The sequence below is a fragment of the Methylobacterium crusticola genome (assembly GCF_003574465.1).
GTDB lineage: Bacteria > Pseudomonadota > Alphaproteobacteria > Rhizobiales > Beijerinckiaceae > Methylobacterium > Methylobacterium crusticola.
Genome location: NZ_QOWC01000012.1, coordinates 14156 through 34607 on the forward strand (window position 1 = coordinate 14156; position 20452 = coordinate 34607).

19 protein-coding genes are annotated in these 20452 nt (G+C 75.6%); 8 read left to right on the top strand and 11 right to left on the bottom strand.

The annotated features are described in order from the left end of the window. Window positions 1-123: 123 nt before the first annotated feature. Window positions 124-1551, top strand: a complete 1428-nt coding sequence (locus DT057_RS10045) for a GumC family protein (protein ID WP_128561956.1) — start codon at window positions 124-126, stop codon at window positions 1549-1551. Window positions 1552-1631: 80 nt separating this feature from the next. Here DT057_RS10045 and DT057_RS10050 read toward each other — a convergent pair whose 3' ends face one another. Continuing rightward, a complete protein-coding gene (locus DT057_RS10050) occupies window positions 1632-1910 on the bottom strand; it encodes a phosphopantetheine-binding protein (protein WP_128561957.1) in 279 nt (92 codons plus the stop codon). A 292-nt stretch (window positions 1911-2202) separates the two neighbouring features. Between DT057_RS10050 and DT057_RS10055 the strand changes: the two genes are divergently transcribed. Further along, window positions 2203-3420, top strand: coding sequence for an acyl-CoA dehydrogenase family protein (locus DT057_RS10055; RefSeq protein ID WP_128561958.1), 1218 nt, complete (start codon window positions 2203-2205; stop codon window positions 3418-3420). Between the two features lie 40 nt (window positions 3421-3460). Then, the gene (locus DT057_RS10060; protein ID WP_128561959.1) at window positions 3461-4390 is read left to right on the top strand and encodes an amino acid--[acyl-carrier-protein] ligase; all 930 of its coding nucleotides are present in this window, start codon (window positions 3461-3463) and stop codon (window positions 4388-4390) included. A 161-nt stretch (window positions 4391-4551) separates the two neighbouring features. Here DT057_RS10060 and DT057_RS10065 read toward each other — a convergent pair whose 3' ends face one another. Genes DT057_RS10065 through DT057_RS10075 form a run of 3 tightly spaced genes read right to left on the bottom strand, consistent with a single transcriptional unit; the run spans window position 4552 to window position 6929 of the window. Then, window positions 4552-5286 (bottom strand): SDR family NAD(P)-dependent oxidoreductase, encoded by a 735-nt coding sequence (locus DT057_RS10065; RefSeq protein ID WP_128561960.1) that lies wholly within the window; start codon window positions 5284-5286, stop codon window positions 4552-4554. Further along, on the bottom strand, window positions 5279-6715 hold the full coding sequence (locus DT057_RS10070) for an ANL family adenylate-forming protein (RefSeq protein WP_128561961.1): 1437 nt from the start codon (window positions 6713-6715) through the stop codon (window positions 5279-5281). The genes DT057_RS10065 and DT057_RS10070 overlap by 8 nt, the downstream gene beginning before the upstream one ends. Further along, complete coding sequence (locus DT057_RS10075) at window positions 6702-6929, bottom strand: acyl carrier protein (protein WP_162501367.1); 228 nt, start codon at window positions 6927-6929, stop codon at window positions 6702-6704. Before DT057_RS10075 ends, DT057_RS10070 begins: the two co-directional genes overlap by 14 nt. Before the next feature lie 116 nt (window positions 6930-7045). Between DT057_RS10075 and DT057_RS10080 the strand changes: the two genes are divergently transcribed. Next, window positions 7046-7921: a hypothetical protein gene (locus DT057_RS10080; RefSeq protein ID WP_128561963.1), complete on the top strand. Its 876-nt coding sequence runs from the start codon at window positions 7046-7048 to the stop codon at window positions 7919-7921. A 26-nt stretch (window positions 7922-7947) separates the two neighbouring features. Beyond that, window positions 7948-9627, top strand: a complete 1680-nt coding sequence (locus DT057_RS10085; protein WP_128561964.1) for a thiamine pyrophosphate-binding protein — start codon at window positions 7948-7950, stop codon at window positions 9625-9627. Here DT057_RS10085 and DT057_RS10090 read toward each other — a convergent pair. Together DT057_RS10090 and DT057_RS10095 are read right to left on the bottom strand one after the other, a co-directional pair. After that, complete coding sequence (locus tag DT057_RS10090) at window positions 9572-10219, bottom strand: TetR/AcrR family transcriptional regulator (protein WP_162501368.1); 648 nt, start codon at window positions 10217-10219, stop codon at window positions 9572-9574. The two genes, DT057_RS10085 and DT057_RS10090, sit on opposite strands and share 56 nt — an antisense overlap. A gap of 75 nt (window positions 10220-10294) precedes the next feature. Further along, window positions 10295-10702 (bottom strand): tautomerase family protein, encoded by a 408-nt coding sequence (locus DT057_RS10095; RefSeq protein ID WP_128561966.1) that lies wholly within the window; start codon window positions 10700-10702, stop codon window positions 10295-10297. A gap of 198 nt (window positions 10703-10900) precedes the next feature. Between DT057_RS10095 and DT057_RS10100 the strand changes: the two genes are divergently transcribed. After that, complete coding sequence (locus tag DT057_RS10100; protein WP_128561967.1) at window positions 10901-11809, top strand: protein-L-isoaspartate O-methyltransferase family protein; 909 nt, start codon at window positions 10901-10903, stop codon at window positions 11807-11809. Window positions 11810-11974: 165 nt separating this feature from the next. On the opposite strand, the gene nth is transcribed toward DT057_RS10100, so the two are convergent. After that, window positions 11975-12781: an endonuclease III gene (gene nth, locus DT057_RS10105; RefSeq protein ID WP_238312671.1), complete on the bottom strand. Its 807-nt coding sequence runs from the start codon at window positions 12779-12781 to the stop codon at window positions 11975-11977. A gap of 20 nt (window positions 12782-12801) precedes the next feature. Between nth and DT057_RS10110 the strand changes: the two genes are divergently transcribed. Beyond that, entirely contained in the window at window positions 12802-13338 is a 537-nt protein-coding gene (locus tag DT057_RS10110) for a DUF2244 domain-containing protein (RefSeq protein WP_128561968.1), read from the top strand. Window positions 13339-13366: 28 nt separating this feature from the next. Here DT057_RS10110 and recD2 read toward each other — a convergent pair whose 3' ends face one another. The 3 genes from recD2 to DT057_RS10125 all read right to left on the bottom strand — a co-directional run bounded on the left by recD2 (window position 13367) and on the right by DT057_RS10125 (window position 18678). Next, window positions 13367-15571 (bottom strand): SF1B family DNA helicase RecD2, encoded by a 2205-nt coding sequence (gene recD2, locus DT057_RS10115; protein ID WP_128561969.1) that lies wholly within the window; start codon window positions 15569-15571, stop codon window positions 13367-13369. Between the two features lie 91 nt (window positions 15572-15662). Continuing rightward, window positions 15663-16058 carry a hypothetical protein gene (locus tag DT057_RS10120; RefSeq protein ID WP_128561970.1) on the bottom strand — a complete coding sequence of 132 codons (396 nt, stop codon included), beginning with the start codon at window positions 16056-16058 and terminating at the stop codon, window positions 15663-15665. A gap of 163 nt (window positions 16059-16221) precedes the next feature. Next, on the bottom strand, window positions 16222-18678 hold the full coding sequence (locus DT057_RS10125) for a penicillin acylase family protein (protein ID WP_128561971.1): 2457 nt from the start codon (window positions 18676-18678) through the stop codon (window positions 16222-16224). Between the two features lie 148 nt (window positions 18679-18826). Here DT057_RS10125 and DT057_RS10130 point away from each other — a divergent pair, with 148 nt between their 5' ends. Then, complete coding sequence (locus DT057_RS10130) at window positions 18827-19285, top strand: PaaI family thioesterase (protein WP_128561972.1); 459 nt, start codon at window positions 18827-18829, stop codon at window positions 19283-19285. A 54-nt stretch (window positions 19286-19339) separates the two neighbouring features. Here the strand turns inward: DT057_RS10130 and cobT are convergent, their stop codons facing one another. Then, on the bottom strand, window positions 19340-20386 hold the full coding sequence (cobT, locus tag DT057_RS10135; protein WP_128561973.1) for a nicotinate-nucleotide--dimethylbenzimidazole phosphoribosyltransferase: 1047 nt from the start codon (window positions 20384-20386) through the stop codon (window positions 19340-19342). Between the last annotated feature and the right edge of the window lie 66 nt (window positions 20387-20452).

Here is a 20452-nt window from a genome sequence, read left to right on the forward strand (position 1 = left end):
AGTCATCCGGCATGGCCGCGCCGGGACGGGTGCCGTCCGTCCCATCGCGGGACGGGTCCGGAGCCGTCCGGCCCCCGGCGGGCCGCACGGCCCCGAGCGGGCGGCCGCGAGTGGAGGCTTGGAATGGGTCGGATGGAGCGGATCACGGTCGGTGCGCCCAAGCTCGTGGCGGCGGAGCCGATGCCGGCCGCCGTCATCGATCTGCGGGGCATCCTGGGGAGCCTGCTCCGGCGCTGGCGCTGGATCGCCGGCGCCACCGGCCTCGCCGGGCTCGTGGCCGTCGCCGGCGCGCTCTCGATGCCGTCCCGCTACGACGCCACCGCCCGGGTCCTCCTCGACCCGCGCAACCTCCAGGTGTTCCAGAACGAGCTCAACCCCGGCGCCGCGACGGGCGACGAATCGGCCCTGATCAGCGAGAGCCAGGCGCAGGTGGTGCGCTCCACCAGCGTGCTGACCGGCGTGGTGCGCACCGAGCGCCTCGACGCGGACGCGGATTTCGGCGCTCCCGAGCCGGGCCTCCTGTCGGTCCTCGCGGCGCGCCTGCTCGGCCCGGCCGAGACGACGCCGGGCCGGGGCGAGACGCCCGAGGCGCGGGCCGTGCGGGCCCTCGACCGCTCCCTGTCGGTGCGCCGCACGGACAAGACCTTCGTGATCGAGATCGGCGTGACGACGAGCGACGCCGACAAGTCGGCCCGCATCGCCAACGCGGTCTCGGAGGCCTTCCTGCGGGAGCTCGGGCAGTCCCGCGCCTTCGTGGTCGGGCGGGCGAGCGAGGCCCTCGACGCCCGCCTGGGCGAGCTGCGCGAGCGGCTCCAGCGCAGCGAGGCCGCGGTCGAGCGCTACCGCCAGCGCCGCGACCTGATCGGCGCCGGCGGGCGCCTCGTGGGCGACCAGCAGCTCGGCGACCTGACGAACCAGCTCGCCCTCGCCCGCACCCGCAGCGCCGAGGCCGCGGCGCGCCTGGAGCAGATCCAGCGCCTGCGCCGGGGCGGCGACCTGCCGGACGGGACCACGGAGGCCCTGCAGTCGACGAACCTCGCGACCCTGCGCACGGCCCTGGCGGAGGCCCGGCGGGCCGAATCCGAGACGGCCCTCGTGTACGGCCCCCGCCACCCGGCCAATACCGGCATGGCGCTGCGGGTGCGGGCGGCGCGCCAGCAGCTCGACGACGAGCTCAACCGCATCGCCCGGGCGGCGGCCGCCGACGCCGAGCGGGCCCGCTCCAGCGAGGCGATCCTGGACCGCCGCATCCGGACCCTGAAGGGCGAGGCCGCCACCGCCAACGAGGCGCAGGTCCACCTGCGCGAGCTCGAGCGGGAGGCCGCCGCCGACCGCGGCGTCTACGAGGCCTTCCTCAACCGCGCCAAGGACCTGCAGGAGCGCCACACCCTCGAGACCATCAACGCCCGCCTGATCCGCCTCGCGACGCCGCCGCTCACCCGGACCGGGCCGTCGCGCGCGATGGTGGTGCTCGCCGGCCTCGTGCTCGGGCTGCTGATCGGCCTCGCGGCGGCCCTGCTGCGCGAGCACCTCGCCGGGGGGCGCCCGTGACGACCGGCACGGCCGCGCGCGCCGACGCGAGAGACCCGGCCCGCGGGGCGGGCCGGGCCGGTCCGGGACCGTTCCCGCGCTCAGGCGGCCAGGGAGGCGTCCCGCCGCACGGCGTCCACCATGGCGGCGATGGTCGCCACGGTGCGGAAGCTCTGCGGGTTGAGGTGGCTCGACGGGATCATGATGTCGAACTCGGCCTCGATCGCCAACATCAGGTTGACGAGGTCGAGGGAGGTCAGCCCCGCCTCGGTCAGGTAGGTCTCCGGGCCGGGCTGCGCGGTGGCGCCCTTCTGCTCCAGGATGCCCTGGACCAGGGCCGCCGTCCGGCCCGTCGTGTCGGTCGCCGTCGTCTCCGGCATCGGTGCTCTCGCTGCGTGGTGGAATGGACCGGGCCGCCGTGCAGCCCGCCTCCATGTTCCTCAGGGTTAATCGGGCCGGCCGGCCCGGTCAAAGCTTTCGGCGAATTAGCCTTAAAACTTGGCGTACGGGATCGTCTTCACCACTTGTGAAGCGAGATCCGACGATCTCGCGACGGATCACCATGTCTTAGATTTTTTCGTCCCATCGTGGCGACGAGAACGGGCGCAGCGGCCTCTCGGTCAGGGCCGTCACGACAGCGTCCGCGGGCGGCATCGAACAGGCGAGGTCGGCATGACCATTCAGGATCTCTACGGGAACGGCGGGACGGCGCGGGCGGACGGCGCGGCGGTGCCGGGCGAGCCGGCCCTGCGGGCGCTGGTGGTCGCCGGCATCGCGGCGGCGGCCGCCGAGGCGGTGGACCGCGACGCGCGCTTCCCCGCCGAGGCCCTCGCGGCGGCCCGGGCGCAGCGGCTCCTGGGCCTGCTCGTGCCGGTCGAGCTCGGCGGCGAGGGCCTCGGCCTGGGTGGCGTGGCGGACGTGACCTACGCCCTCGGCCGGGCCTGCGCGTCGACCGCGATGATCTTCGCCATGCACCAGACCAAGGTGGCGTGCCTCGTCGACCACGGGCGCGGCCAGCCCTGGCACGACGCGCTGCTGCGCCGGCTCTGCGCCGAGCAGCTGCTCCTCGCCTCCTCCACGACCGAGGGGCAGGGGGGCGGCAACGTGCGCTCGAGCGCCGCCGCCATCGAGCCGGACGGCGCCCACGTCACCCTCGAGCGGGCCGCGAGCGTGATCTCGTACGGGGCCCAGGCCGACGGCGTGGTGACGACGGCCCGCCGCGGCCCCGACGCCGCGTCCTCCGACCAGGTGCTCGCGGTCTTCCTCAAGGAGGATTACGCGCTGGAGCGCCTGAGCGGCTGGGAGACCCTCGGCATGCGCGGCACCTGCAGCGCCGGCTTCCGCCTGCGGGCCCGCGGCCTGCCCGAGCAGGTGCTGCCCGTGCCCTACCAGACCATCCACGCCGAGACGATGACGCCGGTCTCCCACATCCTGTGGTCGAGCGCCTGGGCCGGCATCGCGGCCGGGGCGGTCGAGCGGGCGCAGGGCTTCACCCGGCAGGCCGCGCGCCAGGCCGGCGGCCAGATGCCCCCGGGCGCCGCCCATTACGGCCGGGCGGCGGCCTCGCTCAAGACCCTGCGGGCCCTCGTGGCCGCGGCGCTCGACCGCTACCGGGCGGCGAGCGCCGAGCCGCGCGCCCTCGCCAGCCTCGACTTCCAGACCGCCATCACGATGCTGAAGGTCGAGACCTCCGAGCTCGCCGTCGCCTCGGTGACGAGCGCCATGCGCGCCTGCGGGCTCGCCGGCTACCGCCAGGACGGCGCCTTCAGCGTCGGCCGGGCGCTGCGCGACATCCTCTCGGCGCCGATCATGATCCACAACGACCGGATCGTCGCGAACCTCGCCGCCACCTCCCTGATGGCCACCGTCCCGGGCTCGCTCCGCGACTGAGATCCCGCTCCATCCCCGCCACCACGGACACCCCCACGCCATGAACATGCCGATCCGCCCCAAGGTCGCGGCGCCCGTCCGCGATCCCCTCGACAGCCTCTTCGACGGCCTGTTCCGGCCGATGAACGCCGACGGCGTCTACGCCCGCACCGGCCGCTACGAGGGCGTCGTCGAGGCGCTCCAGGCGCTGATCTCCCGCCAGCGCGAGGAGGGCACCGAGATCTTCCGCTTCCCGCCGGTGATGAGCCGCCGGCACCTCGAGACCCACGGCTACCTCAAGAGCTTCCCCAACCTCCTCGGCTGCGTCTCCTGCCTGGAGGGCGGCGAGGGCGACATCCGCAAGGCGGTGGACCGCCACTACGCCGGCGGCGATTGGACGAGCGCCCTCGAGACCGCCGACCTCGTGCTGACGCCGGCCGCCTGCTACCCGGTCTACCCGATCGCGGCGGCGCGGGGCGCGGTGCCGGAGGAGGGCTACCGCTTCGACGTCGCCTGCGACTGCTTCCGCCGCGAGCCCTCCCGGGACCTCGACCGGCTGCAATCGTTCCGGATGCGCGAGTACGTCTGCATCGGCAGCCCCGCGCAGATCCAGGCGTTCCGCCAGCGCTGGGTCGACAAGGCGACGGCCCTCGCCGACCGGCTCGGCCTCGCCTACGAGGTGGTGCAGGCGAGCGACCCCTTCTTCGGCCGCGTCGGCCAGCTCATGGCCATGAACCAGCTCGAGCAGGCCCTGAAGTTCGAGCTGCTGGTGCCCCTGCGCGGCGACGGCCCCGGCACCGCCTGCATGAGCTTCAACTATCACCGCGAGCATTTCGGCACGACCTGGAACCTGCGCGACGCGGCGGGCGAGCCCGCCCATACCGGCTGCGTCGCCTTCGGCATCGACCGCCTGGCCGTGGCGCTGTTCGCCACCCACGGCCTCGAGACCGCCGGCTGGCCGGCGGGCGTGCGCGAGGCCCTCGGGGTCTGACGCCGGGCCCCGGACGCGCGGAGAAAGGGCGCGGCGCGGGATCTCTCCCGCGCCGCGCCCTTTCTTTTCCGCGTTCCGGGCCGCTGCGCCGACCCCGCGCCCGACCGGCAGGCCGCGCCCGCGGGCGGCTTGCTGCGCGCCGGCCGGCGGCCGGCGCGGCGTCAGGCCGTGCTGCCCGCGTCGATGGTCATCACCGTGCCGGTGACGTTGCGCCCGCCGTCCCCCATCAGGTAGTCGACCGCGTGGGCGACGTCGGCGACCTCGGCCAGCCGGCGCAGGGCGCTGCGGCCGGCGATGCGGCCCCGCTCGGACTCGCCCAAGGCCTGCGTCATCTCGGTGTCGATGAAGCCGGGCGCCACGGCATTCACGGTGACGCCGAGCTTGCCGACCTCGCGGGCGAGGGAGCGGGTGAAGCCGGTGAGCGAGGCCTTGGTGGCGGCGTAGACCGACAGGGCGTTGTAGCCCGTGAAGGCGATGATCGAGCTGACGTTGACGATCCGCCCGGCGCCGTCGGCCATCATCTGGCGCACCGCGTACTTGGTGAGCACGATGGGGGCGAGCGTGTTGACCCGCACCAGCGCCTCGATGTCGGCGTTCGGCATCGTGGCGAGCAGGCCCTCGGTGCCGAGGCCGGCGTTGTTGACGAGGCCGTAGAGCGGCCCGTGGGCGCGCCGCATGCCGCGCACGAGGTCCGGCAGGGCCTCGATCACCCCGATGTCGGCGGCCTGGAACAGGATGGCGCCGGTCCCGGCCTCCTGCGCCTCGGCGGCGGCGGCCTCGAGCGCCTCGCTCGGCCGGCGCGCCACGGCGATCACCCGGAAGCCCGAGGCGGCGAGCTTGCGGGCGATGCCGAGGCCGAGGCCGCGGCTGCCCCCGGTGACGATGACGTTACGCATGGCGGGCGACCTCGCGCGCGGGACCGGCGCCGGGGCGGGCGAGCTTGCCGCCCTGCGTCACCGCGAGCGCCTCGGCGACCCGCAGCGTGGCGGGCACCTTGTGGGGGGCGAGCGCCCCGCGGCAGGCGGCCAGGATCTCGGCCTTGACCGCCTCGGGCGCGGCCTCGCCGGGATGCAGCACCACCGTGGCGGCGACGAGGGCGCCGGTGATCGGGTTGCGGCGGCTCTCGACCAGGGACATCCGCACCCGGGGGTGGCGGTTGATGACGGCCTCGACCTCCTCGGGATGCACCTTGAGCCCGCCGACGTTGATGATGCCGCCGCGGCGCCCGACGAAGTGGTAGCGCCCGTCTCGCCTCTCCACCATGTCGCCGGTGTCGACGAAGCCGCCGGCGTCGCGCAGAGCCGTCCCGTCGGCGCCCACGTAGCCGCTCGCCGTCCGGGCGGAGCGGATCCGCAGCGACCCGTCGACGACCCGGAGCTCGACCCCGGTCCCGGTGCGCCCGACATAGGCTTCGGGAAAACCCTCGAGGCCGTCCTCGACCTCGAACCCGACGCCGGCCTCGGTCGACGCGTAGGCGTGGCCGATCGAGGCCTCCGGGAACGCGGCCCGCAGGGCGTCGAGCACCGCCTGGTCGGCGATCTCGCCCGAGAGGCGCACGTAGCGCGGCCGGAAGCCCTCGACGGCCGGGCTCATCAGGGCCCGGCGCCAGTGCGAGGGCGTGCCCGAGACGTGGGTGGCGCCCTCCCGGGCGAGGCGGCGCAGGAAGTCCGCGACGGGCTCGTCGCCCGACAGCACCATCGAGCCGGTGCCGGTCACGCCCCGCAGGAGGATCTGGAGGCCGCCGTAGCGCCGGATGTCGTAGAAGGTCGACCAGACCGGCGGCGGGGCGTTCACCGGCCAGGGCCGGATCGCACCGGTCAGGCCGGTGAAGCTGTGCGCCACCATCTTGGGCACCCCGGTCGTCCCGGAGGTGAGGAGCACCCACTCGGTCGCGCGGGCCGGGGCGGCGGGCGCGGGCGCCGCGGCGAGCGGGCCGCAGGGGCAGACGAGGCGGCCGCCGGCCTGCTGCCCGAGGACGGCCGGGCCGTCGGGATCGGTCACGACCGCCTCGATCCCGGCCCGGTCCAGGATCTCCGGAAGGTGGTCCCGGTCGAGGTCCGGGGGCGCCAGCACGATCCGCCCCGCGAGCCCGTCGAGCTCGATCAGCGCCACGGCGGCGCAGAACTGCGTGGCGGTGGCGATCAGGACGGCGCGGCCCGCGAGGGCGTCGCGCGCGCCGCCGAGCTGCGTCAGGCCCGGGAGGGCGCCGAGGGACACCTCCGCGCCCGGCCCCGCGAGCCGGCCCGGCGGTCCGGGCCGGGCCGCGTCGCCCTCGAGGCGACGCAGGAGCGCGTCGCGCAGGCAGCCCGGCTCAGGCCGCGGCATCGAGCACGGCCTGGTCGTAGAGCCGCACGAAGTCGCCCACCGTCACCGGGAAGACGATGTCCTCCGCCGTCGTGAACGGGTCGACGCCGAGCTCCGCGTCGAGCCGCGCCACCAGGATCGCGAAGCACAGCGAGTCGAGGCCCGACTCGACCAGCACGGTCTGATCCCCGAGCGCCGGCAAGGTCTTATCCTGCTCCTCGGCGATTTGTTTCATGTTTGATAGAATTGTTAACCTTGTAGACATAACGATCATGTCTCCGGGTGACGCTTCGATGTATATCCGTGGCGAAGGCGCCGGGGCAAGGTCTTAGCCTCCCTAGGGTGAACAACATGGTCACAGCCGTCCGGCCCGCAGTGCGGCGGCGCCAGATATTGGAATCCGACCTCGAGGCGGTGGCGATACTGCTCAGCCACGGCTTCCGGTTGCGCCCCAAGCAGTGGTGGCTGCGCGGCCTGACCCGGCAGGCGGCCCGGCCGGTGCCGGAGGGCTACCCGCGCTTCGGCTACATGCTGGAATGCGAGGATCGCCCGGTGGGCGTGCTCCTGATGATCTTCTCCGAGATCGCCCGGGACGGCGTGCGCTCGGTCCGCTGCAACCTGTCGAGCTGGCACGTCGAGCCGGGCTTCGCCGCCCAGGCGCCCCTGCTCCTCAACTACGCGCTGCGCGACAAGTCCGTCACCTACATCAACGTCTCGCCGGCGCCCCACGTGCAGCCGATCATCGAGGCGCAGGGTTTCCGCGCCTTCAGCCGCGGGCTCCTCCTCAGCGTGCCGGCGCTCCAGCCGGTGACCGAGCCGGTGCGGCTGCACCGCGTGCGCGACGGCGCCCCCGCGGGCCTCGGCGACGCGGCGGAGCGCGACCTCCTCGAGGCCCACGCGGCCTTCGGCTGCACCAGCCTCGTGGTCGAGGCCCGCGACGGGCTGCATCCCTTCGTGTTCGCGCCGAGGCGCGTGCTGAAGCGCCTCGTGCCGACGACGCACCTCGTCTACAGCCGCGACCTCGCCGACTTCGTGCGCTTCTCCGGCGCGCTCGGCCGCTACCTGCTGCGGCGGGCCAAGCCCACGGTCCTCCTCGACGTCAACGGCCCGGTCCCGGGGCTCGTCGGGCGCCGGATCAGCCAGCACCAGAACAAGTACTACCGCGGGCCGAACCCGCCCCGCCTGGGCGAGCTCGCCTACACCGAGGGCGTGATCTACGGGCCGTGACCCCCTTCGAGCGGAGCCTTTGCGAGATGAACACGAGCGGGACGCGGCGCACGGCCGCGCGGGTGCTGGTCGACCAGCTGGTGGCGAACGGGGTGCGGCACGTGTTCACGGTGCCGGGGGAGAGCTTCCTGCCGGTCCTCGACGCGCTGCGGGATTCCGGCATCACCGTCACGACCTGCCGCCAGGAGGGCGCCGCCGCCATGATGGCGGAGGCCCACGGCAAGGCCACGGGCCAGCCCGGCCTCTGCTTCGTCACCCGCGGCCCGGGCGCCACCAACGCCTCGGCGGGCATCCACGTGGCGCAGCAGGACTCGACCCCGATGATCCTGTTCGTCGGCCAGGTCGAGCGCTCCCTGCGGGAGCGCGAGGCGTTCCAGGAGCTGGATTACCGGGCGGTGTTCGGCCCGATGACGAAGTGGGCGACCGAGCTCGACGATCCCGACCGGATGCCCGAATTCGTCTCGCGCGCCTTCTACACCGCCACCGGCGGCCGGCCCGGCCCGGTGGTGATCGCGCTGCCGAAGGACGTGCTGACGGCCGAGACCGCGGCTCCCCTGGCGCCGCCCTTCGAGGCCGTGGAGGCGGCGCCGGGGGCCGACGACCTCGCGCGCCTCGCGGGCCTGATCGCCGAGGCGGAGCGGCCGGTCCTGGTGCTCGGCGGCAGCCGCTGGACGGAGGACGCCTGCGCCGACATCCGGCGCTTCGCGGAGCGCCACGACCTCACCGTGATGACGAGCTACCGGCGCGCGCCGCTCTTCGACGCGCTGCACCCGTGCTACGGCGGCGACCTCGGCCTCGCGCCGAACCCGAAGCTCGTCGCCCGCGTGAAGGCCGCCGACCTCCTGATCCTGCTCGGGGGCCGCCTCGGCGAGATCCCGTCGCAGGGCTACCGCCTCCTCGACGTGCCGGGCCCGCGCACGCGCCTCGTCCACATCCATCCCGGCCCCGAGGAGATCGGCCGGGTCTACCGCCCCCACCTCGCCATCAACGCGGCGCCCGCCCGCACGGCCGCGGCGCTGGCGGGCCTCGCGCCGCAGGGGCCGATCCGCTGGTCCGCCGAGACCCGGGCCGCGCACGCGGAGTTCCTGGCCTGGGGCGAGACCCCGACGCCCCAGCCCGGCGGGGTCAACCTCGGGGCGGTGATCACGCACCTGCGCGACACCCTCCCGCGGGACGCGATCCTGTGCAACGGCGCCGGCAACTACGCGGCCTGGATCCACCGCTACTTCCGCTTCCGCACCTTCGCGGGCCACATCGCCCCGACCTCGGCCTCCATGGGCTACGGCGTGCCGGCCGCCGTCGCGATCAAGCGGCTCTGGCCCGGGCGGACCGTGATCTCGATCAACGGCGACGGTGACTTCCTGATGAACGGGCAGGAATTCGCGACCGCCGTGCAGTACGGCCTCGCCATCGTGGTCATCGTCGCCGACAACGGCAGCTACGGCACCATCCGGATGCACCAGGAGCGCGAGTTCCCCGGCCGCGTCTCCGCCACCGACCTGCACAATCCCGACTTCGCCGCCTACGCGCGGGCCTTCGGGGGCTTCGGCGCCACGGTCGAGACGACGGCCGAGTTCCCGGACGCCCTCGCGGCGGCGCAGCGCTCCGGGCTGCCCGCGATCCTCCATCTCAGGATCTCCACGGACGCGATCACGCCGGGCCAGACCCTGACGCAGATCCGCGAGCGGGCGCTGGCGGGCGGCTAGGGGGCGCCGCGCCCTCCGGGCGGCTCACCGCGTCGAGGACCTGCACGGCCCCGTCGAGCGCCGCGCGCATGGCGCCCGGGTCCCAGTGCACCCGGGCGAGGACGTAGCCGCCCTCGACCGCGGCGATGAGGAGGGCGGCGAGGCTCCCGGGCTCGACCGTCGCGGCGAGCGTGCCGGCGGCCCGGGCCTCCTCCAGGCACCCGCGCAGGGCGGCCTGGATGCGCCCGACATAGGCGGCGACCGGGGCGCGCAGGGCGGGCTCCTCCATGGCGGCCTCGTTGGCGAGGCGCGCCAGGCGGCAGCCGCGCAGGGCCTCGCGCTCGCGGGTGAGGTAGGCCCGCACCCGCGCGAGCGGGGGCGCGGGGGCGCCGAACAGCGCGTCGACGGCGCCGATCTCCTCCGCCGCCATCTCGGCGAGCGCCGCGGCCGCCACCTCCCGCTTGCCGGGAAAGTGGTGGTAGAGGCTGCCCTGGCCCGCCCCGCTGCGCGCGAGCACGTCGCGCGGGCTCGTCGCCTCGTAGCCGCGCTCCCAGAGCAGGGCCTTGGCGGCCTCCACGATCGCCTCGCGCTTCGATGGTCCCTGCCGCGCCACGCCGCCGCCTCCGAACAACCGGCACCGGTATGCCGCCGCGCGCGCGCCGGGGCCAGCCCGGCCTTCCCGGAAGGATCAGGCCGTGGCCGCGAGGTGCGGGGGCGGCGCGTCCGCGTACTGGGCGAGGCCGTGGCCGAAGGACCAGTTCTCGCGCGCGGTCTCGACGAGGTTCACGAACACGTCCTCGGGCCGCACGCCCCGCTGCCCGAGCCCCTCCGCGACGGCGGCAAACAGCGCCTTCTTCTGCGCAACGCTGCGCCCGCTCGAGAGGTGGACCTGCACGATCACGAGGTCGTCGCCGCGCGCGATGCCGAGGAAGCCCGGGTCGTAGAACACGTCGTCGAACCGGCTCGACACGATCTGGAAGCGATCGTCCGGCGGCACGCCGAGGGCCGAGACCAGGGCGGCATGGACCGCGTCCGCGATGGCGCGGCGCTCCGCGCCGGAGCGCTCGCGCTTGAGGGAGATGTGGACCAGGGGCATCGGTGACCTCCACGGCTGCATCGGCAGCCCGCGCGACACTACTGTACATACTAGTATGTATCAAGAGGAGGCAACGCGCGAACCGGCGCCCGTTGGGGGCGGGCCTCGGGGCGACGGGACCCCTCCGGGTCCCCCCGACCCGTGGCGGGCCCGCGGCGAAGCGTCTACACAGGGTCCGGTTGGACCCCGGCGCGAACGATGCAGACGACCTCGACCTTCGACGACCGGGATCTCGCCGTCGTGCGCCGGGCCTTCGCGATCCAGACGCTGGCGGTCGCGGGCGTCGCCGACGATCCCCGGCTGGAGGACGCCTTCGCGAGCGTGCCGCGCGAGCGCTACCTCGGCCCGCCGCCCTGGCGGGTCTCCGGTCCGGCGGGCTACGTCGCGCTGCCCGGCACCGATCCGGTCCTCGCCTACCAGGACCGCCTGTTCGCGCTCGCGCCGGAGCGGGGCGTCAACAACGGCAGCCCGACGCTCCACGCCCGCTGGCTGCACCATTGCCGGTTGAAGTCCGGCGACCGGGTCGTGCATCTCGGAGCGGGCACCGGCTACTACACGGCGCTGATCGCGCATCTGGTCGGACCGGGCGGCCGCGTGACCGCGGTGGAGTGCGACGCCGGCCTCGCCGGGCAGGCGGGGACGAACCTCGCGCACCTGCCGAACGTGTCGGTGGTCCAGGGCGACGCGGCGCAGTGGCCCCGAGACGCCGTCGATTGCGTCTGCGTGAATTTCTCGGTCGAGCGCCCGGCCGCGGCCTGGCTCGATCGCCTGGGAGACGGCGGCAGGCTGATCTTCCCGCTCGGCGTGCCCCGGCCCGGTCGCAACGCGGGAGGTGGCCGCCACGCCATGCACGGGGCGGCCATCCATGTCGAGCGCCGGGGTGCGGGCGATTTTCCGGCGCGGTGGCTCGGCGCGGCGTACTTCGTCTGCGCCGAGGGCGGGGAGGGCGAGATGGTGGGGAGCGACGCCGAGCGCGAAGTCTTGAGGGGCGCGTTCGAGCGCGGCGGGGTGGAGTTCGTCCGGTCCCTGCGCTGGCGGCGGCCCCCCTCGGATCGGTCCTGGTTCATGGGCTCAGGCTGGTCGCTCTCCTACGACGAGGCCGCGTGAGCCGCCGCCCGCCCGGCGCGGCCCTCCGGCGGCCGGGCCGGTCGCGCGCCGTCCCCGGGGCGCGGCGCCCGCCCCGGTTCGAGCGGCCGGGGCCGTGAGCCTTCGCGCCGCCGCCGGGCGTCCGCGTCGTCGGGATGCCGCGGCGGACCGGCGCCGCCGGGCGTCCTACCCGGGCCCCGGCGTCTTGTCCGGATAGCGGCAGAGATCGGCGATCAGGCAGCGCCAGCACTCGGGCCGGCGCGCCTTGCAGACGTAGCGGCCGTGCAGGATGAGCCAGTGGTGGGCGTTGAGGCGGTAGGGCGCCGGGACGATCGCCTCGAGGCCGGCCTGGACCTTGTCGGTCGTGGTGCCGGGCGCGAGCGGGATCCGGTTCGAGACCCGGAAGATGTGGGTGTCGACCGCGATGGTCGGCTCGCCGAAGGCGACGTTCAGCACCACGCTGGCGGTCTTCCTGCCGACGCCCGGCAGCACCTCCAGGTGCTCGCGCGCCCGCGGCACGGCGCCGCCGTGCTCCTCCACCAGGATGCGCGAGAGGGCGATGACGTTGCGGGCCTTGGTGTTGAACAGACCGATGGTGCGGATGTGGTGGCGCACCGCCTCCTCGCCGAGCGCCAGCATGGCGGCCGGGTTGTCGGCGCGGGCAAAGAGCGGGGCGGTCGCGAGGTTCACGCTCCGGTCCGTCGCCTGGGCGGACAGCACCACCGCCACGAGCAGCGTGTAGGGGTTGCGGTAGGCGAGGTCGGAGCGCGGCGCCGGGTCGGCGGCGCTCAGGCGCGCGAAGATCTCGGCGAGCGTTGCGGCGTCCACGGGCTCGCGCGGCACGGGCGCGGCGCGGGCCGTGAGGGGGGCGACGAGCCGCGCGCCCGCCTTCGCGGCCGGCCGGGCGTCTGGACTGGTGTCCGGACCGGTGTCCGGCCCGGCGCCCGGGGGCGCGGCGATTTTCCCGCGGGAGGCCTGGTTCCGTCGTGTCATGCCCGCCTTATATGGGGCGGATGGCGAGCGGCAAGGCACCGGATCGGGGAACGGGACGGCATCCCTACGGGCGCGATCCCGACGCGATCGAGCGCCCCGTCTTCGCCGCCACGATCCGGCCGCACCGCTCCCTGTCGCGCCTCGGCTTCCGGGTCGTCATGGGGTTCTGCGGAGTCGTCTCGCTGGTGACGGGGCTCGCCTTCCTGCAGATGGGGATGTGGCCGGTCACCGGCTTCTTCGGCCTCGACATCGCCGCCCTCTGGCTCGCCCTGACGCTCAACGCCCGCCGCGGACGCTCCTTCGAGGAAGTGATGATCAGCCAGATCGAGGTGCTGATCGCCCGCGTCAGCCACCGGGGCGAGCGGGCGGAGTGGCGCTTCAACCCGCTCTGGACGCGGCTGCACAAGGTCGAGGACGAGGAGTACGGGCTGCTCTCGCTCGCCGTCGTGTCCCGCGGCCAGCGCGTTCCCGTCGCCCGCGACGCCTCGCCGGCCGAGCGCCAGACCGTGGCGGACGGGCTGACCCGGGCGCTCGCCGAGGTGAAGAAGGGCTACTGACGCCGCCGGGGCGAAGCGTCCGGCGCCCTCAGGCCAGCCACTCCCGCAGCTTCGTGAAGCGCCGCCGCCCCGCCCCGCCCCGGACCGCGATGGCGACCGCGCGGGTCTGCGCCACCAGGACCACCAGCCGCTTGCCCCGGGTGACGCCCGTGTAGAGCAGGTTGCGGGCGAGCATCGTGTAGTGCTGGAGCGCCACCGGGATCACCACGGCGGGGTACTCCGACCCTTGCGCCTTGTGGATCGTGATGGCGTAGGCGGGGCTGAGGGCGTCGAGCTCGTCGAACGGCCACGCGACCTCGCGACCGTCGAAGGCGGCGCTCAGGACGGCCTCCTCCGGGTCGACCCGGGTGACGCGCCCGAGGTCGCCGTTGAAGACCTCGCGGTCGTAGTCGTTCTGCCCCACCATCACCCGGTCGCCCGGGGCGAAGCGCCAGCCGAAGCGCTCGACCGCGACCGGCGGGTCCGGGTTGAGCACCCGCTGGAGCGCCTGGTTGAGGTTGCGGCTCCCGAGGGCTCCGCGGGTCATCGGGCAGAGCACCTGCACGTCCCGCACCGGATCGAGCCCGAAGCGGCGCGGGATGCGGCGGGCAACGATCTCGACGAGCGTGTCGGCGCCCGCGTCGGGATCGTCGATCTCGACGAGGAAGAAGTCGCCCGAGGGGTCCCGCGCGCCCTCCGGCATCCGGCCGGCGTTGATCCGGTGGGCGCTGACGATGATCCGGCTCTCGGCCGCCTGGCGGAACACCTCCGTGAGCCGCGCCACCGCGATCCGCCCCGAGGTGATCACGTCGGACAGCACCTGGCCGGGGCCGACCGAGGGCAGCTGGTCGACGTCGCCGACGAGCCAGAGCGCGGCGTGGCGCGGGAGCGCCCGCGTCAGGGCGTTCATCAGCGGCACGTCGATCATCGAGGCCTCGTCCACCACCAGGAGGTCGCAGGCCAGGCGGTTGTGCTCGTTGCGCTGGAAGCCGCCCGCCCGGGGGTCGACCTCGAGCAGGCGGTGGAGGGTCTTCGCCTCGCGCCCGGTCTGCTCGGTCATGCGCTTGGCCGCGCGCCCCGTGGGAGCGGCGAGCAGCACCCGCGCGTCCACGCTTCCGAGCATCCGCAGCAGGGCGTCGAGGGTGCTGGTCTTGCCGACCCCGGGCCCGCCGGTCATCACCGCGACCTTGGCGTTGAGGATCGTGGCGGCGGCCTCGCGCTGCGAGGGCGATAGGGCCCGGCCGGTCCCGGCCTCGACGGCGGCCAGCGCCGCCGCCACCGGGATCTCCGGCCAGGGCAGGGGGGCCGCGTCGAGGGCGAGGAGCCGCTCGGCGATGGTCCGCTCCGCCGCGTGCAGCCCGCGCAGGAAGACGTGGGGCGTGCCCGCGATGGTGTCCGCCACCACGGCGTCGCCGCCGAGCTCCTCCACCAGGGCGGTGCGGATCAGGCCGGCCTCGACCTCGAGCAGCGTCGCCGCGCGCGCGACCAGCTCCGGCACCGGCAGGGCGCAGTGGCCGTCGTCCATGGCGGCCTGGAGCGCGTAGGAGAGCCCGGCCCGCAGGCGCGCCGGTGCGGTCGGGGGCAGGCCGAGCCGGCGCGCGATCGCGTCGGCGGTGCGGAAGCCGATGCCGCGCACGTCGCGGGCGAGGCGGTAGGGATCCTCCGTCATCACGGCGACGGACTCGGTGCCGTAGGTCCTGAAGATGCGCACCGCCCGCGCCGTGCCGACGCCGTGGGCGTGCAGGAAGATCATGATCTCCCGCACCACCTTGTGCTCGGCCCAGGCCGCGACGAGGCGCGCCGCCCGGGTCGGCCCGATGCCGGCGACCTCGGTCAGGCGCTCGGGCGTCGCCTCGATGACCGCGAAGGTCTCGGGCCCGAACGCCGCCACGATGCGCTTGGCCATCGCCGGCCCGATGCCGCGCATCTGGCCGGAGGCGAGGTAGCGGGCGATGCCCTCGGCGCCCGTCGGCGGCGTGCACGCGAGGGTGTCGGCCCGGAACTGGAGGCCGTGGGTGCGGTCGCTGACCCAGGCCCCGGTGGCGGTGATCCACTCGCCGGCCGCGACCGCCGGGGCGTGCCCCACCAGGGCGACGAGGTCGCGCCGGCCCCGCGCCTTGACCTTCAGGACGCAGAACCCGCTCTCGGCGTTGTGGAACGTGACGCGCTCGACGGAGCCCGCGAGGGCGTCGGCGGGCGGGCGCCGCGGCCCCTCGGGCGGCCGGGTTCGGGCTGTCGGTGGGGGCGTGGGCATCGGGCGGCGGCGGGGAAGCGGGAGCGCGGGAGAGCCCGCGTCCTCCCCCGAGAGATCGTGCCGGGCCGCCGCGCCCGCAAGCGCCCGCGCCCTACCAGGGCTCGGGCCCCTCGCCGGGGGCGCCCTCGCCGGTGGGGTCCTGGCCGGGCGCGGGCGGGCGCTCGAAGCGCGCGCCGCCCCAGCCGCCGGGCCGCCCGCGGGCCCAGGGCGGCGGGCCGCCCCAGCGCCCGTGCTCGCGGTAGGCCGGGCCGTCGTCGCAGACCCGCACGCGGCGCACCACCTCCTCGCCGTCCGGGTCGATGCGGCGCTTCACGAACACCCGGCAGGTCTCGGACGGCTCCGGCCGGGCGAAGCGCGGCGGGGGACGCCCCTCGTCCCGGAGTCCGGCGTAGGGCGGGGGCTCGTCGAAGTCGGCCGCGCGCGCAGGATGGGCCTGCGGCGCGAGGCCCGCCAGGACCAGCGCGAGGGCGGCGGCGAGGCGCGTCATGGACCGGAACTCCCTGGGGGAAGGCGCCCCCGAGGGGCGCCGATGGGTCCTAAGGATCGTGCCGGCGCCTTGAACCGGGCCTGAAGCCGCCGTTGCCGCGCGTACAGCTTGCCCGCCCGCCGGCTCGTCCCGGACGCGCGGGACGGCGGGCGCCGCGGCCGGCTCAGGCGTCGTCCGCGGACGCCGGGCGCAGCGCGATCACCTGCTCGGTCGCGGCCTCGACGGCGGCGGCGGAGAACAGGAGCGGCACGGCCGCGCGCGCGGCCCAGAGCCCCGCGAGGTCGTCGTAATGCGCCGAGCGCGGGTCGCCCGACTGGCCGGGCGCGTTCACGAACACGCTCGCGTCCCAGTTCCCCACATCCACCACCATCCGGAACGAGGCGCCGACCGTGAGGCGGAACGTGTCGGGCCGGTAGGTCGTGTTCATCACGCTCGCGCCCGAGCCGCCGACGGGCAGGGGCCCGACGTCGCGCCCCGCCGGGGCGATCCCGGAGAGCGGGTGGGCGAACAACGCGTGGTGCAGCCGGCCCCAGGCCCAGGCGGACGGGTCGGCGCCGAGGCGCGAGGCGCAGTCCCGGTAGGCGGCCGCCAGGGTGTCGCGCAGGAGCGCGTCCCGCGCGGCAGGCCCGAGGTTCGCGGGCGCGCCGTCGAGGCCCGCGGGCGCGCCCTCGAGGAGGTCGAGGAGCGTCTCCGGGTCGCCCGGCAGCAGCAGGGCCGCGGTCGCCGGGTTGGGTGCGACGCGGCGCAGCAGCGCCGGGCGCAGGTGGTGCATCCACCACACCTCCGCGAGCGCGGCGGCCGGGCTGCCCTCGTGCAGGTGGCCGTCGAAGCCCGCCAGGAGCGCGCGCGCGGCGCCGGCCTCGTCCGGCCCGGCGCCGGCCGGGCCCGCCGCCGTGCCGGTCTGGTCCGGCCCGGGCCCGGCGTCGCCCGGGGCGGCGAGGCCGGCGGCCAGCGCCGCGAGCCGCCGGGCCGGCAGCGAGAGGTCGTCGCCCTGGAGCGCCACCGAATCGGCGAGGCTGTGGCGCGGCTGGGCCTCCAGGACCGCGTGGATGCGGCTCGCCCGCCAGGGCTCCAGCCACTCGAAGCCGAGCTTGCGCGCCTGCGCCGGGTAGCCCTCCGGCAGGTTCATCTCGTTGGCGGTGGCGACGAAGCCGCGGTCCGGGTCGATGGCCCGCGGCAGGTCCTCGGGCGGGTGGAAGCCGTCCCACTCGTGGCTGCCGTCGCCCGGCACCGGCATCAGGCCGTCCCAGGTCGGGCGCCGGGGCGCCTTGCCGGCCATGAACCAGGCGATGCGCCCGCCGGCATCGGCGTAGACCTGGTTCACCGAGGGCGCGGACCAGTGCCGCAGCGCCGCCCCGAAGGCATCCGGGTCGGCGGCGTCGAGGTAGGCGAGGCTCGCCAGGTAGGCGGCGCTGCCGGGCTCGGTCCAGACCGTGCGCAGCGCGAAGGCGCGGCGGGCCGTCCGGTCCTCCCGCACGACCGGGCCGTGGCGGGTGAAGGCAAGGGAGACGGCCTCGTCCGGCCCGCCCCGGACCGCGACGTGCTCCTCGCGGCGCCGCATCCGCTCCCAATCCCCGCCGTACCGGTACAGGTCCGGGTCGTCGGGATGGGTCTCGTAGACGACGAGGTCCTCCTGATCGAGGGGCGCGATGGTCAGGCTGAAGGCGGCCCGGCCGTTATGGCCGATCGAGATGCCGGGCAGCGCCGGCTCGCCGGCCCCGATCACGTCGAGGCCCGGCGCGGTGAGGTGCACGACGTAGCGCAGGGAGGGCAGCTGGTAGGCCCGGTGGGGATCGCTCGCCAGGATCGGGCGCCCGGTGGCCGTGCGCCCGGGCCCGACCGCCCAGTTGTTCGAGCCCTCCGGGGCCGCGGCGGCGGGGGCCGGAGGCGGCGCCCGGGCGACCACCTCGCCGTGCTCGGTCACCCGGCACCATTGCCAGGCCTCGTCCCGGCGGGCCGCCAGCCGCTCGGGCGAGAAGCCGACGCCCGCGGTGCCGAGGCGGACCTCGTCGAGCACGTCGGCCGGGATGCAGGCGGGATCGAGGCCCGCCGGCGGCACCGGGTCGTGGGCCGGCGAGAGCGCCTTGCGGTAGCGGTCGAGGGCGAGGGCCCCCCGCGCGGCGACCCGGGCCCGGGCCACCTCCGACAGGGCGTTGCGGACGAGCGCGTGGCTGCGGATGCGCACCACGTCGGCGGCCTCCCAGGGCTCGGGCCGCGTCCCCAGGCTGGCGAATTCCGGCGGCAGCCAGGCGGGGTCGGCGGCGGTGAGCGCCACGAAGGCGTTGAGCCCGCCGACGAAGGCCTCGGCGACGGCGCGGGTGTCCGGGCAGCCGTAGGCGGCCCACTCGGCCTCCATGTCGCCGCGGTACAGGAACAGGCGCGAGGCCCGGTCCTGCGCGAGGTAGCCCGGGCCGAAATCCTTGGCGAGCCGCCCGAGGCCGCGCTTGCGCCAGAGATCGAGCTGCCAGAGGCGGTCCCGGGCGGCGTTGAAGCCCTGCACCCGGAAGGCGTCGCCCCGGGAGGCCGCGCAGATGTGCGCCACTCCCCAGCGGTCGATGCGGATCTCCGCCGGCTCCGCGAGGCCCGGCAGGACGAGGGTGAGGGTGCGGTGTCCCGACATGGCGTGTCCCCGGGGCTGTCCTTGGCGCTCGCGTCGGCGCCATTGTCGAAGCGCGCCCGCCCCGTGTCGAATCGGGCCAGGTCTGCGCTGGCATCGGGGCGGGTTCTTCGCCATCGTCGCGGCCCCGCTCCGCTCCCGGGAGGACCCCATGAGCCCGCACGCCCCGCCGGACCCGGATTTCGCCGCACGGGTGCGCGACAGCTTCGGCCGGCAGGGTCTGATGGCGACGCTGGGCGCGAGCCTGTCGCGGGTCGAGCCCGGCCTCGTCGCGATCGTGCTGCCGTTCCGCCCGGAGCTGACGCAGCAGCACGGCCTCTTCCACGCCGGCGCCACGAGCGCGATCGCGGATTCCGCCGGCGGCTACGCCGGCTTCACGCTGTTTCCCGCCGACAGCTCGGTGCTGACCGCCGAGTTCAAGATCAACCTTTTGGCCCCGGCCCGGGGCGAGCGGCTGGTGGCGGTGGGAGAGGTGGTCCGGTCCGGGCGCACGCTGACGATCTGCGACCTGAAGGTCTACGCCGAGGCGGGCGGCGCCCGCACGCTCTGCGCCACGGGGCTCCAGACCCTGGTCTGCCTGCGGGACCGGCCGGACACGCAGACGCGGTGAGCCCCGGGCCCTGCCGGGAGCTCGCGGCCGCGCGGCCCGGCGGCCGGTCCGGCCTCAGGCGGGCCCGCCCGGGGGGGTCGCCCCGGACACCCCGGCCTGCGCGAAGGTCGCCATGTCGCGGTGGCAGGCGAGGGCGGCCTTGACGAGGCCGAGCGCCAGCGCCGCCCCGGTGCCCTCGCCGAGGCGCATGCCGAGGGAGAGGAGCGGGACGAGGCCGAGGCGCTCGAGCACCGCCCCGTGCGCGCCCTCCGCCGAGAGGTGACCGGCGACGCAGTGGTCGAGGGCGGCGGGATCGAGGGCGTGCAGCACCGCCGCCGCCGCCGTGGCGACGTAGCCGTCGATCACCACCGGGACGCGCTGGAGGCGCGCGGCCAGGATCGCCCCCGCCATCGCGGCGACCTCGCGCCCGCCGAGGCGGGCCAGGGCCTCGAGCGGGTCGCCGAGGTGGCCGGCGTGGCGCGCGAGCGCCGCCTCGACCGCCGCGACCTTGCGGGCGTGGCCGGCATCGTCCACCCCGGTGCCGCGGCCGACCCAGGACCGGGGCTCGCCCCCGTAGAGCGCCGCGTAGAGGGCCGCCGCCACGGTCGTGTTGCCGATCCCCATCTCGCCGATGGCGAGCCCGTCCGTGCCGGCCGCCACCGCCTCCATGCCGAAGGCCATCGTGGCGACGCAGGCCTTCTCGGTCATCGCCGGCTCGCGGGTGATGTCGCCGGTCGGCACGTCGAGGGCGAGGTCGAACACCTTGAAGCCGAGGCCGTAGGCCGCGCAGATCTGGTTGATGGCGCCGCCGCCGGCCGCGAAGGTGTCGAGCATCTGGCGGTTGACGGCGGCGGGGTAGGCCGAGACGCCCTGCGCGGCGACGCCGTGGCTGCCCGCGAAGACGCAGACGAGCGGCCGGTCGAGGCTCGGCGCCGGCTTGCCCTGCCAGGCCGCCAGCCACGCGACGAGGGTTTCGAGCCGCCCGAGGCTGCCCGCGGGCTTCGTCAGGGTCGCGTCCCGGGCCGCGACCGCCGCGACGGCGGCCTCGTCCGGCCCCGGCATGGTGGCGACGAGGCGGCGGATGTCCGCGAAGGGGGCGGAATCGGATACGGGATCGGGCATGGTCGGGCTCCGGCGAGGGGCGAGGCCGCACGCGGGAGCGCGCGGACGCACGATCGGGCGTGCAGA